Raw genomic sequence first — 14,041 nt, forward strand, 5'->3', positions numbered from 1 at the left:
ACCGGCTAACCGGCACCCAGTCCGAAACTGTTGGCCAGTGACCCGAGAATGAGGTTCCAGCCATCCACCATCACAAACAGCATCAGTTTGAAGGGCAGCGAGACGATCATCGGCGAGAGCATCATCATCCCCATCGCCATCAGGATACTGGCCACCACCAGATCGATGACCAGAAATGGCAAAAACAGCATAAAGCCAATCTGGAAGGCGGTTTTCAGCTCGCTGGTGACAAACGCCGGGATCAGCACCCGCAGTGGCACCTCGGCAGGCTTCTCCACCTGCACGTTGGCGATCTCCATAAAGGTATTGAGATCCTTGATCCGGGTCTGGGCCAGCATGAACTGATGGATGGGCAATGTGGCATGCTCCAGCGCCTCCTTGGCTTGAATGGTCTCGGCCAGATAGGGTTGCAGCGCCTCATCATTAATGCGGTCCAGCACCGGCGACATAATGAAGAACGACATAAACAGTGCAATGCCGATCAGCACCTGGTTGGAGGGGCTCTGTTGCAAACCGATCGCCTGACGCAAGATACCCAGCACCACTATGATGCGGGTAAACGAGGTCATCATGATCACCATGGCTGGCAAGAAGGAGAGCGCGGTCATCAGCGCCAGCACTTGCAGGGTCAGGCTGTACTCCTGAGAGCCATCCCCCATGGTCTTGACGGTCACCGCCGACATGGCGTCTTGCGCCAGCGCGGGCCAAGAGCAAAACAGTGGTATCAGCAGGCTGACCAGCAGCCCTATTTTCAGCAATAAGCCGTTAGCTTTTTTCATGCTTGCCCATCAATTTGCCAAGCTGTTGTGAAAACGCCTGTGGCTGGCTCTCGTCCAGCGGCTCCTCCAGCCGACAGAGGAAGTTGACCTGTTGTGGCGTCACCCCGACCAGCAGTTGCTGTTCACCCACCTTGACCACCAGCAGCTTCTCTTTGTAACCCACCGGCAACGAGGCGATGACTCTCATCTGCCCGCCACCCATGGCGGTCGCCAGCTTGCTCTTTTTGAGCAGAAAACCCAGCACCAAAATGAGGCCAATCACCATCAAGCTGGAGAGCAGCCAGGAGCTCAAACTGGGCGCGTTGGCAGATGCCCCTGTCTCGGCAAAAGCCGGTACCGGCAGCAGTAACAACAGGAGGCGCATCATTTGAGCTTCTTGATCCTTTCAATCTGGCTGATAACGTCGGTCAGACGGATACCGAACTTGTCATTCACCACCACCACCTCGCCGTGAGCGATCAGGGTGCCGTTGACCAGCACGTCCAGCGGCTCACCCGCGACGCGATCCAGCTCCACCACCGAGCCCTGGTTCAGCTGCAGCAGGTTGCGAATACTGATCTGGCTACGGCCCACCTCCATCGCGATGGTGACCGGAATATCGAGAATCGTGTCGAGCTTGCGCCGCTCCTCAGCACTGATGGGAGCATCATCTTTCAGCTCTTCCAGCGGGGCCGGTTTGGCTTCTGCAATGACCTGCTCCTCCAGTGCCGCAGCCCAGGCATCAGCCATCAAATCCTCTTCCTCAGTTCCGCTCATCTTGTTTCCTTATGCTACTTCGTGACCGTTTATCGCAATAAACCGTCGATTATCGCTGTTGATCTTCGATACTGCGCTCGAGCTCTTCCAGCTCGGCCTCGCCATCAATACGTACACCGCCCCGGGTCACCAGATGCATCTCGGTCTTTACCCCTTCAGGGCGCTTGAGTTTATCGGTGATCTTGAGCGCCACATTGTCCTTGGTACGCCCCATTTTGGCGTGGAAGGTCGGCAAGTCTTCCACATAGACCAGCAGATTTTCCGGCATATCGACCGGGATGATATCGCCAGGTCGCAGCTCCATCAGTTCGCGCAGGGTCAGCTCGGTTTCCAGCAACTTGGCCCGCATCTCGACCTTGACGTCCATGATCTCGTCGCGCAGTGCCTTGCTCCAGCGCACGTCAGTGTCACCCTTGTCACTCTGTACACCGGCATCAAGCAGTTCACGGATCGGTTCCAGCATGGAGTAAGGCATCGCCACGTGGAAGTCGCCGCCACCACCATCGAGTTCAATGTGGAACGAACTGACCACTATCACCTCGGTTGGGCTGACGATGTTGGCCATCGCCGGATTCACTTCAGAATCGAGGTACTCAAAGCCCACATCCATCACCGGTGCCCAGGCATCCTTGTAATCTTCGAACACCAGTTTGAGCAGCATCTGGATAATGCGCCGCTCGGTCGGGGTAAATTCGCGCCCTTCGATCTTGGCGTGGTAACGACCATCGCCACCGAAGAAGTTCTCCACCAGGATAAAGACCAGGCGGGCTTCCATGGTGATCAGGGCCGTGCCCTTGAGCGGACGAAAACGCACCATGTTGAGACTGGTCGGCACGAACAGGGTGTGGACGTACTCGCCAAACTTGAGCATCTGCACCCCGTTGATAGAGACCTCGGCGGTACGACGCATCATGTTGAACAGGCTGATCCGCATGTGGCGGGCGAAACGTTCGTTCACCAGCTCCAGCGTCGGCATGCGACCACGGACGATGCGGTCCTGGGAGGAGAAGTCAAACTGGGCAACGCCGGGATCCCCCGCCGAGCCTATTTCCTCCTCTTCGACATCATCGACACCGTGCAAGAGGGCATCAATTTCGTCCTGACTTAACAGATCGCTCACGCTTCCACCTACTGCATCACAAAGCCGGTAAACAGCACTTGTTCGATAACGGGGGAAGAGACCAGGTCCTTGAGTACCCGACGGCACTCTTCCAGTGAATCCTTACGCAGCTTCTCCTTGCCTTCAAAGGTCATCAGCTGCTCGGCACTGGCCGCGCTGAATACCCGCAGCAAAGTACCTTCAATAAGGGGAATATTCTGCTTGGCCAGGGCCTCGTCGGCCGTGCCCCGCACCATCAGCTGGATCTTGATCTGCACCAGCCGATCCCGTTGGGCACCCGCAACGTTGAATACAAAGGGGCGTGGCATCCCCACATAGAGGGAGGGTTGAGGTGCTTCTACCTTGGGCTTGGCCCCTTCTTCTCCTTCAGCCGCTTCTGCGGGTGGTTTATCCGAGCCGGAGAGCATCAGGAAGGCACCCGCGCCACCACCGCCCAGCAAAATGACCGCCAGAGCAATGATAATGATCAGCTTCTTTTTTTTACCCGCAGCCGGGTCTTTTAGCGTCAATTCGGTATCGTCTGCCATCCCTTGTCCACCCTAGTCTCAAACTTGTTCGATATCATAAACTTACTCGGGATTGCATCAAGCATAGAAATCAATTGCACTGCTGTTTTCCGATCCCACCAGTACACTCAGGGTCGACGTTGTAATATTTCCCTCATCTTGCCTGTTACCTGAGCTCGACTGACCACTACCCTGCCCCTGCTGACCCTGTCCGGTAAAGGCTGGCTGGCCCTGTTGTTGCTGTTGCTGCTGTTGTTGTGACTGTTGCTGAACCTGGGTCTGGCCAAGCTGGATCCCCTGTCCTGCCAGCATCTCCCGCAGCCGGGGCATCGACTGCTCCAACATCTCGCGAGTCTGCCCATGTTGTACCACGAAATGGACGTTGGCCTGGCTGTCGGCACCGATCTGGATCTGGATTTTCATCTTGCCAAGGCCAAGGGGGTCGAGCTGGATCTCCGCCTGCTGCAGTTTTTCAGCCAGCATCACGTTGACCTTCTGGTGCAACTCGACTGGTGCCTCCTGGCCGGCCAACTTCAGATGAGGTAATTGTGCTGGCTCACGGCGCAATGTGCCCTCTGCAGCGGGAGCCCGGCTCTCTGCCACCTGGGGCTGGCTGTTCTGGCCGTGCTGTACGGTCTGGCTCTGGCTGCTCTCGCTGCTCGACGCCGTGGCAAGGAGGCTCTTGTCCACCTCACCGGCCTTCGGTTTCACCTCCAGCTGCACCGCTTTTCGTACCTCGTCGGTACCCGTCACTTCCATCTGCTTGATGCCGGCGGAAATGCTCGACAACGGCGCTTGCGGCCCCTGGGATTCGGCCTGTGCCAACACCTGCTGCGGCGCCACCATCACGGGCGCGGCGGCGCTATCGGTCTGGGCCGAACCATTTGGCGTCACGCTGCTCTGGGCTGCGGCACTTTCTGCGGCACTTTGCGCCGTCTTCACGTGCGCCGCCCCTTGATTGGCTGGTGCGGCAGTGGCTGGCTGCTGGTTCCCCTCGGCAGCACTCTTCTCTGCCCCTTTGCCAGCTGCACCACTGCCCTCTGCGGTAGCTGAAGCGGTAGCAGCACCCGCTTCAGGCTGCTTGAGCCCCTCGCTAAATGCCTTAAGGGCTGCCCCCTGAGTCGCGGCTTGCGCCGCCTGCCCCTTGCCGGTCACGGCGTTGCTGGCTGCGGGGTCGGATTTGCTGTCGCCAGCTTCTTTCGCTGCGAGTGACTCACCGGGTTTGGTGGTGTTGGCAGACTCATCGACCGGCAACACCTTGGCCAGCTGGGCCATCCGCTCTGCCCCCGTGAGAGGCTTGGTGTGCTTGCCATCCGCCCCGAGGGTTTCTCCCTTGGCTGAGGCTTTCTCCCCGGACTGTTCATCCGGTGGGGAGGCAGCATCTTCCCCCTCAGAGGAGAGGACTGCGGGGGAGAGAACGGCGGAGGATGCGTCACCCTGCACCACCCCTCGCGCCGTAGAGGGCGATACCGTGGTATCAAGAGTCGATTTTCCGGTCGTTGTCAGCGGCGATTGCGCCCCGGTCTGACCGGCAAGCTGGCGGGCGATCCTGGTAGCGGAAGGTGCCAGCTCGCTTTCATCAAGCGCAATATCTTCCTGCTCACCCTGTGGTGGCAACGGATTGCCGTCTACCGCAGTGGCGCTCTGTTGGGGCGCCATCGCCAGCTGGGGCGTCACCAGCGAGGTATCGAGCTTGAGGGAGTCTTGCAGGCGCAGCAGAAAGTCGGTGGCGGGAACCTCCTCCACCTTGTTGTCGGCGTCAGGATCCTGCTCCTTGCTGGTCTCTTCTTTGGGAGAGGCGCTCTCGGTCGCCAAAGATTTGGCTGATCGGACATTGTTACCGCCCTGAGTGGCCTCGGCAGCGCCCTGTTCGCTGTTCTGGGCCTTGGCAATCAGGGTAGCGAAATCACCCTTGCTGTCGCTGCTGGTTCCCCCATCGATGCTTTTGCTCTCGACGGAACCGCTCAGAGGCGCTTTGTCCAACCCGTTGGCCGGAGCCGAAGGCGTTTGTGTCAACAGTGTCTGCATCATGATGGGATCCCTGAATTCTGGTGGCCCCCAAAGAGATGGCCCCCGACAATGTCCAGTTCAAAGCAAGTTACAGGCCAGCTTGATGAAAGCGGCGCAGCATAGCGTATTCATCCAGCATTTTCTGCTCCTGACGCTGGGCTTTCTGCTGCTCGCGACCCGCCTGCTTCTTCAACAACAACTCGACAGCCTTACGCCGCTGTTGCGCAGCCAGCCACTCTTCACGGCGCAACTCCAGCGCCTGACGCACCTGCAGCACCCCTTCGTACTGCTGGGTAGCCGCTTGCTCAAGCTTGCTGATAAAAGCGTGATACTGAGTGTTTTGCTGGGCGGTGATCCCCTGCAGACCGCGATCGGTCCACTGCTGGTGATAGATCTGACGATATTGGTTAAGGGCGTTTTGCTGATCCATGAACAGCTTGAGATCCTGCTGCGCCTTCACCAGCGCCAGCGCACACTGCTGCTCCGCCTCCACCAGCCGATCAGCCAACAATAGCAACCCTTTACTCATGGCCGACCTCCTCCATCAACGCCGTTATCAACGCATCAGTGGCATGGCCACCATCTGCAACGCTTGCAGGCCATCATCGTAGTGAATGACCTCACGCATTCCCTGCTGCAAGAACTGATCCAGATAGGGTTTTTGAATGATGGCTCGGTCGATGCGGGGATCGGATCCCTGACTGTAAGCGCCGATGGTGATGAGGTCCCGGTTCTGCTGATAAAGGGAGTAGAACTGCTTGAGGGTGCGCGCCAAATCCATGTGTTCCGGCGAGGTGACCATGGGCATGACCCGACTAATGGATTTTTCGATATCGATGGCTGGATAGTGGCCCGCATCAGCCAATTCGCGCGACAACACTATGTGGCCATCAAGGATCGCCCGCGCCGCATCGGCGATGGGGTCTTGCAGGTCATCCCCCTCGGTCAGTACGGTGAAGAAGGCGGTGATGGAGCCCTGGCCATCACTGCCGTTACCCGCCCGCTCCACCAGCGCCGGTAATTTGGCAAACACCGACGGCGGATAGCCCTTGGTTGCTGGCGGCTCGCCCACCGCCAGTGCGATTTCACGCTGGGCCTGGGCATAACGGGTGAGGGAGTCCATCAACAGCAGAACGTTGAGCCCCTGATCGCGAAAATACTCAGCGATCGCCAGAGCAGTCTCACACCCCTTGAGACGCATCAGTGGCGAGGCATCGGCCGGCGCCGCCACCACCACAGAGCGGGCACGCCCCTCCTCACCAAGAATGTCTTCGATAAACTCTTTCACTTCCCGGCCCCGTTCACCGATGAGGCCAACCACCACCACATCCGCCACCGAGCCACGGGTCATCATGCCAAGCAGCACCGATTTACCGACACCGGAACCGGCAAACAGCCCCATCCGCTGGCCCTGCCCTACCGTCAGCACGGCGTTGATGGCGCGCACCCCCACGTCCATCGGTTGGTGGATCGGGCGGCGGGAGAGCGGGTTAATGCGGTGCTGGGCAAACTGCACCGTTTGAGAAGAGAGAATGGGGCCGAGACCATCCAGCGGCTGCCCGATACCATCGATGACACGACCCAGCAAATTCATGCCAACCGGAATGCCGTGCTCCTCGGTCATCGGTACCACCCGGGCGCCAGGAATAACCCCCTTGAGCTGTTCGCTCGGCATCAAAAACAGCCGGTCACCGGAGAAACCCACCACTTCGGCCTCCAGCTCGCCATCTTGAGTATCGATGCGGCAAAGGGCACCGATCGCCGCACTACAGCCGATGGCTTCCAGCGTCAGACCCACTACCCGGGTTAATTTACCGGCTACGGGGGGCTTGAGGGCAATACCGCGCACCCGATACCCTTGCAATCTGGTGAGTAACGAGCCGCTCATCTGGCCTCCTGAGAGATAAAAGATTTAGCCGGACAGCAGCGTCCGGCATCGGTTATGGGCGTGGATCCTGCGAGGCTGGATTTTGCGATGAATTGTCCCGCAAAAAGTTGCGCAGCAGCTGTTCGATGCGGCCCGAGAGGGTCAGGTCGATGCTGGAGAGTACCGTTGCCAGCTGCAGATCGCCGGGGGAGAGAGTGGGATCGCTCTGCAATCGCCACTGGCGCTTGGCACACTCTTCCGCCCCGAATGCCTGCTCAACCCGGGCGAGGTCATCGGGATGGAGCATCAGGGTCACTCCCTGTTCGGCGGCAGGGAGCAGCGCCAACCCCTGTTTCAGCGCTTCCAGCAAGATACGGGGAGAGGTCTCGGCTTCATGGCGAATAAGTGTACGTGCCAGTTGCATCACCAGCGAGATGAGCTGCTGCTCCACCGCCTGATCCAGCTCACTCAGCGGAGTGGCAAGGCGGGAGACCAGCCCCTGCCAATGGGCTATCTCCTGATCCACCAGGTCGCGCCCCATGGCGAGCCCCTCTTCTTTGCCCTGCTCCAGCCCAACCTGGTGCCCCTGTTGCAGGCCTTCCAGCTTGCCCTCTTCTTGCCCCTTGGCAAAGCCAGCGGCATGACCTTCGGCCATACCCTCTTCCCAGGCAGCCTGGCGGATCGCCTCCAGCTCTTGGGCGGTAATACTCGGCAGCGGCTCCGGTTCTGGCTCCGGCTCAACGACCTCCTCCTCCTGCTGATACCAGTCAGGCGCAAAACCGAGGGCATTGGTCTCGACCGCCGCTTCGACCTCCATCTGTGGCCAGCCCCACGCCTCTACCGGAGCATCTTCCCCGTCAGGACGCACGTAGCCACGCAGCTTGTTATTCATTGGTTGAGGTACCCCTTGTCACAGCCTGATGCCGCATCTGCACAGCCGTACCTTTGATGACCCATGGTTTAGAGGAACTCCTCACCGCCACCGCCACCCAACATGATCTCGCCAGCATCAGCAAGACGGCGGGCGATGGAGAGGATCTCTTTCTGGGCGGCTTCCACTTCGGAGACCCGGATCGGCCCCATGGCCTCCAGATCGTCCGCCAGCATTTCCGCCGCACGCTTGGACATATTCTTGAAGATCTTCTCGCGCATCTGATCGTCAGAGCCCTTGAGTGCCCGTTGCAGCAACTCGCCCGGCACTTCCCGCAGCATGGTCTGGATACCGCGGTCGTCCACATCGATGAGGTTTTCGAACACGAACATCAGATCCTGAATTTGCTGGCTCATCTCTTCATCCGACTCGCGGATAGAGTCCATCAGCTGGCCTTCGATGTTGGTATCCAGATAGTTCATGATGTTGGCTGCTGCTTTCAGGCCACCCATCTTGGCAGCCTGAGCACCCGCCGCACCGGCAAACTGTTTCTCCATGATGTCGTTCAGCTCTTGCAACGCCGCCGGTTGCACCTCTTCCAGGTTGGCGATCCGCATCACCAAATCCAGGCGCACCTGCTCCGGGAACTGGCTCAGGATCTCGGCGGACTGCTCCGGCTCCAGATAGGAGAGCACGATAGTCTGGATCTGCGGGTGTTCGTTCAGGATGATGCTGGCCACCTGACGGGCATCCATCCACTTGAGGGAGTCGAGGCCGCGGGAGCCTGAACCCAATATGATTTGATCCACCAGATTACTGGCTTTGTCCTCGCCAAGGGCCGCCACCAGCGCCTTGCGCACGAAATCTTCGCTGCCGATACCGATGTTGGTGTACTTCTGGATGTCGTCGATGAATTGACGGTGCACCGCCGCTACCCGATCGTGACTGAAGTCAGACATCGAGGCCATCGACATACCGAGCCGCTGCACCTGCTTTGGCTCGAGATGGCGAAAGATTTGGGCGGCATCCTCTTCATTGAGGCTCAACATCAGTACCGCCGCCATCTCAATGCCGGACATCTGATCGAGGATCTGGCGCTGGCCGTCGGTGATGTCATTGCCGATGACTTGAGTCTTCTTTTCTTCAGGCATCTTTGTTGGTTACCCATTCTTTAATGACCTGAGCGGCCAGATCCGGTTCGTTCGCCACCAGCGCACGCACCGCCTTGAGCAAGTCTTCATCGCGGTGCAGATCAGGCAGCTTCAGCTGACCATCGCGCACACCGAATACCTGATCGCCCTCCACTTGAGCGGACAGCAGGCTCAACTCGTCATCGCCCCCCAGCACAGTGTGGTTGTCAAAATCCACTTCCCCTTCCGGCTTGGCATCCGGATAGAGCAGTCGCTTGAGCATGGGGCGAACCACGGTGACAATCAATACGATAATCACCAGCACTGATGCCGCGATGCGCACCGCACGCCAGAACCAGGGTTGCTCGTAAATCGGCAGGTCGGCGACACTTTCCAGCTCGGGGCGATTAAACGGAATGGCGACCACCTCAAGGGTATCACCCCGGGTCACATCAAAACCAAGGCCGCCACTCAGCAGACGGCGCAGGGTATCAATTTCGGCCTGGCTACGGGCCTCGCGGGTCACAGCACCATCCGCTCCGGGCACCGCTTTGTAATCGACCGCCACCGAAACGGTCATGCGGCGAATGCCACCCATCTGGCGACGGGTGTGACTGACGGTGGTATCCAGTTCGAAGTTGCGGGTCGCCTCTTTGCGCGAGCGGCCAGAGGCTGCAGCGCTGGCACCATCAGCAGCGGTCGCCTGCTCGGGAATGTTGGACGCGGCAGGGGGCTGGTTAGAGAGTGCCCCCGGCACACCACCGCTACTACCATTGGCGCTGTTCTCTTCCATGGTCATTTCGGAGCGCACCGCAGGCAGATCCGGGTTGTAAGTCTTGCGGGTTTGCTCTTGCTGGGAGAAGTCGAGGGAGAGATCCACTTCCGCCGTATAGTTGTCGGCACCCAGCACCGGGATCAGAATTGCGTCAATTTTTTGCTTGTACTCGATCTCTTGCTTCTGCTGCATGGCAAACTCTTTGCGAGTTTGGGCAGAGACCGGGTCTTGCGAGCCGGAGTTGAGCAGGCGGCCATTCTGGTCGGTGACAGTTACGCGAGTTGTCTCAAGGCCGTGTACCGCAGAGGCGACCATGTCGACGATGGAGTCCACCTCACCCTGCCCCAGCGCCGCGCCTTTCAGGTTGAGCACCACAGTGGCACTGGGTTTGCGCTCATTGCGGGCAAACACGTTGTCTTTCGGAATGGCCAGCAGCACCTGAGCCTTGGCCACATTCTGGAACTGCTCGATGGCGCTCGCCAACTGGCGCTCGCGGCTCAGCTTCAGACGCTCGCTCTCCATCCGCTGGCTGACGCCGAAACTGGAATCTTTCAGCAGGATATCTTCACCACCATTGGTGGCATCAACGACATTGGCGAGACCGGCACGGGTCAGGGCCAGCTGGATAGTGGGGTAACTTTCAGCGCTGACCAGTACGCTCTTGCCATCCACTTCATAGGGGATCTTTTGCTGATCGAGGAAGTCGAGGGTCTTCACCAGCTCCTGGGTGCTGTAGGTGCCGAGGGGACGCATGTCCGGCTCCTTGCCCCACAGCAGGATAAAGACGGCAATGGCCAGACAGATGGCAAGCCCCAGGATCAGGGTGATTTGTCGCAGTACATCGGTATTGGACAGGAATCCCAGCGCCGAACTCTTCTGCTCATTTTCATCGAGGGCGGCGGTACCCTCATCGTTTATCAGCAGATCGCCGTTTTGGTCAGTAGCCACGATTTATGTCCTTATTGCTGACATGTTCATGATGTTCAGTAATCACTTATACCGGCATGTTCATGATGGTCTTGTACGCATCGACCATCTTGTTGCGCACCTGTACCGTGGCTTCAAAGGCGATGGACGATTTTTGGCCGGCGATCATGACCTCGGCCAGATCCACCGACTTGTCGCCCATGTCGAAACGGGTGCGCAGATCATTGGCGGCGCCTTGCAGCTCGTTGACGTTGCCCAGCGCCTGTTGCAGCAGCTGACCAAAGTCGGATGTCACCGGGCGACCGGGCTGTGCCAGCGGCGTTGCGCCTGCTTCAATCTTGAGCGCCTGCATCTCTTGCATCAGGCTGCTTGCACTTATTTCCATTTTCCATCCCCAGACAAATCATTGACGCTGACAGCCAATAAGCAATTAAAGTGCCAATGCGTTAAAAGCGCGGGGCGGATGAGTGGCCAGACCAGGCCGGACGGGTTCGACAACGGCAGGTGGCTCTGATTAAATCCGACTCTGATGCCCACTTTTGCTGGCTGGCAAGGAGTACGCCCTGGATTATCGCAAACCTGTGTTCAAGGCGATGGACTACATCAGCCACCATCTGGATGACAACCCGAGTCTGGATGAAGTCGCAACGGCGGCCGCCATCTCCACCTTTCACTTCCACCGCATTTTCAAGACGATGGTCGGCGAAACCATCGCTGGCTTTACCCGACGCCTACGCATGGAGCGCGCCGCCCGTCGCTTGCTGGCCTCACCGCAGAGCGACATCACCACCCTCGCGCTGGCCGCCGGGTTCTCCAGCTCCCAGAATTTCGCCAAGGCCTTTCGCCTACACTTCGCCATGAGCCCCTCGGAATACCGCCAGCAACAAGGGGGAAACTGGAAAAGCAAGATTGGAAACGATCCCCTTCCCTTTGAAACCTATGATGACCTGGTCATGCACCCGGTCACCGAACACCCGGGTCTGTTGCAGGGGGCAAGCGTCAAGCAGATGCCCGCCCGGCGCGTGGCGTACATGCGCCGCCTGGGCCCCTATGGCAAGGAGACCTGCGAGCAAGCCCATCGGGATCTGCTCGCGCTGTTCGCCTCAGACGAGGCGATGACACCGGCGGGCACCCTGAGTCTCTATTGGGATATCCCTGATATCACCGATGAGACACGCTGCCGTACTGACGTCTGCATCGAGCTGGGGCCAAAGATCCCCGCAGGGCGCCAGTTAACCACCCAGACCATTGCCGCTGGCCCCTATGCGGTATGTCAGTTTATCGCTCGCGGCGATCAACTGGTCGCCAGCTGGGAGACGGCGTTTCGCTGGGTGGTGAGCAAAGGGCTGAGCTGCGACGATCGCCCGTGTTACGAGCAATACCACGCGGGCACTGACCCTGACCGGGATCATTACGTGTTTGATATCTGTATCCCGCTGATCAACCGATAAGCCGATACCTCATTTCCATTTACCCACTTCGGTGCCTTCGGGCGCCGAAGCGACGGAGTCATGCCCATGAATATCAAAACGCTGTTGCTCGCCAGCCTGCTGGTGACGCTTCCTGCCGCCGCCAATGCCCAGTCACAGAGCCAGACCCTGATCTTTGGCGGCACCATCTACAGCGGCGATCCGGCGAACCCTCACCCGGAGGCGGTCGGCATTGAAGGTAAAAAGATCGTGGCGGTCGGCAGCTATCAGGAGGTCAGCACCCGCCTCGGCAGCCATGCCAAACGCCTTGATCTGCAAGGAAAGTACCTGATGCCAGGGCTCATCGACAGCCATGTTCACGCAGCATTTGCCGGTTTTCAGGGGATGACGGTTAACTTTCCCGATGCCATGAATCAGGTTGAACAGGTGCAGCAATTTCTGACCCGCAGCAAGGATGATCCCCGCCTGACACTGGGGGATGTGCAGCTATACAGCAATGTCTCCCTCGACTACTGGCATCAGCTTCCCCTGCTCGATCAGGTGTTCAATGGCCCGCAATACCAGCAGCTCCCCGTAGTGCTGGCCGGTTCGGATGCCCACACCGGTTGGGCCAATCAGGCCATGCTGCGCAAGGCGGGCATTGATGCCGACTCCCTTGCCGGTCGTTATGCCCCGCTGAAAGGCAATTTTGGCCTCACCCCATCCGGCCAACTGAGTGGCTTTGCCTCGGAAGGTGGCTGGGATGCCATCCTCAAAGCTTTGCCACCGGTCAGCGACGAGACGATTGCCAAAGCCATCATGACAGCAGCCAAGCAGCTCAATCAGGTGGGCATCACCGCCTGGATGGACCCTATCAGCAACATTCGCCCCCTCGCGCCCATCTTCAACGCCGAGCCGGATCGCCGCGACACCGGCCTGCTGCCGGCGTACAGCATGCTCTCCCGGGAAGGCAAGCTGACCGGCCATGTGTCCGCGCTGGCACTGGTGGGGATCCACGCATCGCCCGCCATTATTGATGACGTATTGGCACTGCAACAGCAGTTTCAAGACGCCCCGGACGTCAAACTGGTGGGGATCAAGATCCTGCAAGATGGTGTCATCGAGTTTCCATCCCAGACCGCCAAGTTGAGCGAACCCTACCTCAACCGCCCTGGTTACAGCGGCAAAGACGATCTGGACAAACAGCGTTTCAACGAGCTGATCCGCACCGCGGATGCCCATCAACTGATCGCCCACTTCCATGCCATCGGCGATCGGGCCGTCCGTGAATCCCTCGATGCCATCGCTTATGCCCGGGCCCACAATCAGGATCACCGCCTGCTGCACAGCATCACCCATCTGGAAGTGGTGAGCCCAGCCAGCATTGCCCGTTTCAAACCCCTCAATGTGGCAGCCTCGATGCAACTGCTGTGGGCCGGGAAAAACGTGGCGACCACCATGCTGCTGGAAGGGAAAGTGCCCCCGGCCCTGCTGGCCCGCCTCTACCCGGCTGGCAGCCTGCTGCAAAGCGGCGCCATTATCGCCGGTGCCAGTGACTGGCCGGTCTCCAGCCCCAGCCCTTTCCTCGCCATGTATACCGCGATCACCCGCCAGGGGGAGCTTGGCTTGCTGCCACCAGCCAGTGAGCAGATCAGCCGTCAGGCTATCTTGCAGGCGTATACCCTCAACGCCGCCAAGGTGATTGGGCAGGAGAAAGAGATTGGCTCCATCAGCGCAGGCAAGAGTGCTGACCTGATCTTGCTGGATCGCAATCTGGAGCAGGTGGCGAGCGAACAGATCAAGGAGACCAAGGTGCTCTGGACCATGTTCAAGGGCAAGCAGGTCTATTCAGCCCTCTGACCCCGAGAGAACCAACAGGCCCGCACTGCGG

The 14,041-nt window shown here is 59.1% G+C and carries 14 protein-coding genes; 2 read left to right on the forward strand and 12 right to left on the reverse strand.

Going from position 1 to position 14,041, the window contains the following annotated elements; genetic code table 11:
- Window positions 1–5: 5 nt before the first annotated feature.
- The 12 genes from fliP to fliE form a co-directional block, all read right to left on the reverse strand.
- Window positions 6–779, reverse strand: a complete 774-nt coding sequence (gene fliP, locus CK911_RS10730; RefSeq protein WP_098969915.1) for a flagellar type III secretion system pore protein FliP — start codon at window positions 777–779, stop codon at window positions 6–8.
- On the reverse strand, window positions 766–1,146 hold the full coding sequence (fliO, locus tag CK911_RS10735; RefSeq protein WP_042020280.1) for a flagellar biosynthetic protein FliO: 381 nt from the start codon (window positions 1,144–1,146) through the stop codon (window positions 766–768). Before fliO ends, fliP begins: the two co-directional genes overlap by 14 nt.
- Complete coding sequence (fliN, locus tag CK911_RS10740) at window positions 1,143–1,535, reverse strand: flagellar motor switch protein FliN (RefSeq protein ID WP_042020278.1); 393 nt, start codon at window positions 1,533–1,535, stop codon at window positions 1,143–1,145. The genes fliO and fliN overlap by 4 nt, the downstream gene beginning before the upstream one ends.
- A gap of 49 nt (window positions 1,536–1,584) precedes the next feature.
- Window positions 1,585–2,655 carry a flagellar motor switch protein FliM gene (gene fliM, locus CK911_RS10745; protein WP_042020276.1) on the reverse strand — a complete coding sequence of 357 codons (1,071 nt, stop codon included), beginning with the start codon at window positions 2,653–2,655 and terminating at the stop codon, window positions 1,585–1,587.
- An 8-nt stretch (window positions 2,656–2,663) separates the two neighbouring features.
- Window positions 2,664–3,182 carry a flagellar basal body-associated protein FliL gene (gene fliL / locus CK911_RS10750; RefSeq protein ID WP_098969916.1) on the reverse strand — a complete coding sequence of 173 codons (519 nt, stop codon included), beginning with the start codon at window positions 3,180–3,182 and terminating at the stop codon, window positions 2,664–2,666.
- 57 nt (window positions 3,183–3,239) lie between these two features.
- A complete protein-coding gene (locus tag CK911_RS10755; protein WP_098969917.1) occupies window positions 3,240–5,192 on the reverse strand; it encodes a flagellar hook-length control protein FliK in 1,953 nt (650 codons plus the stop codon).
- Window positions 5,193–5,259: 67 nt separating this feature from the next.
- On the reverse strand, window positions 5,260–5,700 hold the full coding sequence (fliJ, locus tag CK911_RS10760) for a flagellar export protein FliJ (protein WP_042020272.1): 441 nt from the start codon (window positions 5,698–5,700) through the stop codon (window positions 5,260–5,262).
- Between the two features lie 27 nt (window positions 5,701–5,727).
- Window positions 5,728–7,059 (reverse strand): flagellar protein export ATPase FliI, encoded by a 1,332-nt coding sequence (gene fliI, locus CK911_RS10765; protein ID WP_098969918.1) that lies wholly within the window; start codon window positions 7,057–7,059, stop codon window positions 5,728–5,730.
- 52 nt (window positions 7,060–7,111) lie between these two features.
- Complete coding sequence (gene fliH, locus CK911_RS10770) at window positions 7,112–7,930, reverse strand: flagellar assembly protein FliH (protein ID WP_098969919.1); 819 nt, start codon at window positions 7,928–7,930, stop codon at window positions 7,112–7,114.
- Window positions 7,931–7,998: 68 nt separating this feature from the next.
- On the reverse strand, window positions 7,999–9,060 hold the full coding sequence (fliG, locus tag CK911_RS10775; RefSeq protein ID WP_042020268.1) for a flagellar motor switch protein FliG: 1,062 nt from the start codon (window positions 9,058–9,060) through the stop codon (window positions 7,999–8,001).
- Window positions 9,053–10,762, reverse strand: coding sequence for a flagellar basal-body MS-ring/collar protein FliF (gene fliF / locus CK911_RS10780; protein ID WP_172954003.1), 1,710 nt, complete (start codon window positions 10,760–10,762; stop codon window positions 9,053–9,055). The genes fliG and fliF overlap by 8 nt, the downstream gene beginning before the upstream one ends.
- Before the next feature lie 46 nt (window positions 10,763–10,808).
- Window positions 10,809–11,126: a flagellar hook-basal body complex protein FliE gene (gene fliE, locus CK911_RS10785; protein WP_033135920.1), complete on the reverse strand. Its 318-nt coding sequence runs from the start codon at window positions 11,124–11,126 to the stop codon at window positions 10,809–10,811.
- Window positions 11,127–11,280: 154 nt separating this feature from the next.
- Here fliE and CK911_RS10790 point away from each other — a divergent pair, with 154 nt between their 5' ends.
- Together CK911_RS10790 and CK911_RS10795 are read left to right on the forward strand one after the other, a co-directional pair.
- Complete coding sequence (locus CK911_RS10790) at window positions 11,281–12,192, forward strand: GyrI-like domain-containing protein (protein ID WP_172954004.1); 912 nt, start codon at window positions 11,281–11,283, stop codon at window positions 12,190–12,192.
- 66 nt (window positions 12,193–12,258) lie between these two features.
- A complete protein-coding gene (locus CK911_RS10795; protein WP_098969920.1) occupies window positions 12,259–14,010 on the forward strand; it encodes an amidohydrolase in 1,752 nt (583 codons plus the stop codon).
- The last annotated feature ends 31 nt before the right edge of the window (window positions 14,011–14,041 follow it).

The organism is Aeromonas sp. CU5 (assembly GCF_002586745.1).
GTDB classification, from domain to species: domain Bacteria; phylum Pseudomonadota; class Gammaproteobacteria; order Enterobacterales; family Aeromonadaceae; genus Aeromonas; species Aeromonas sobria.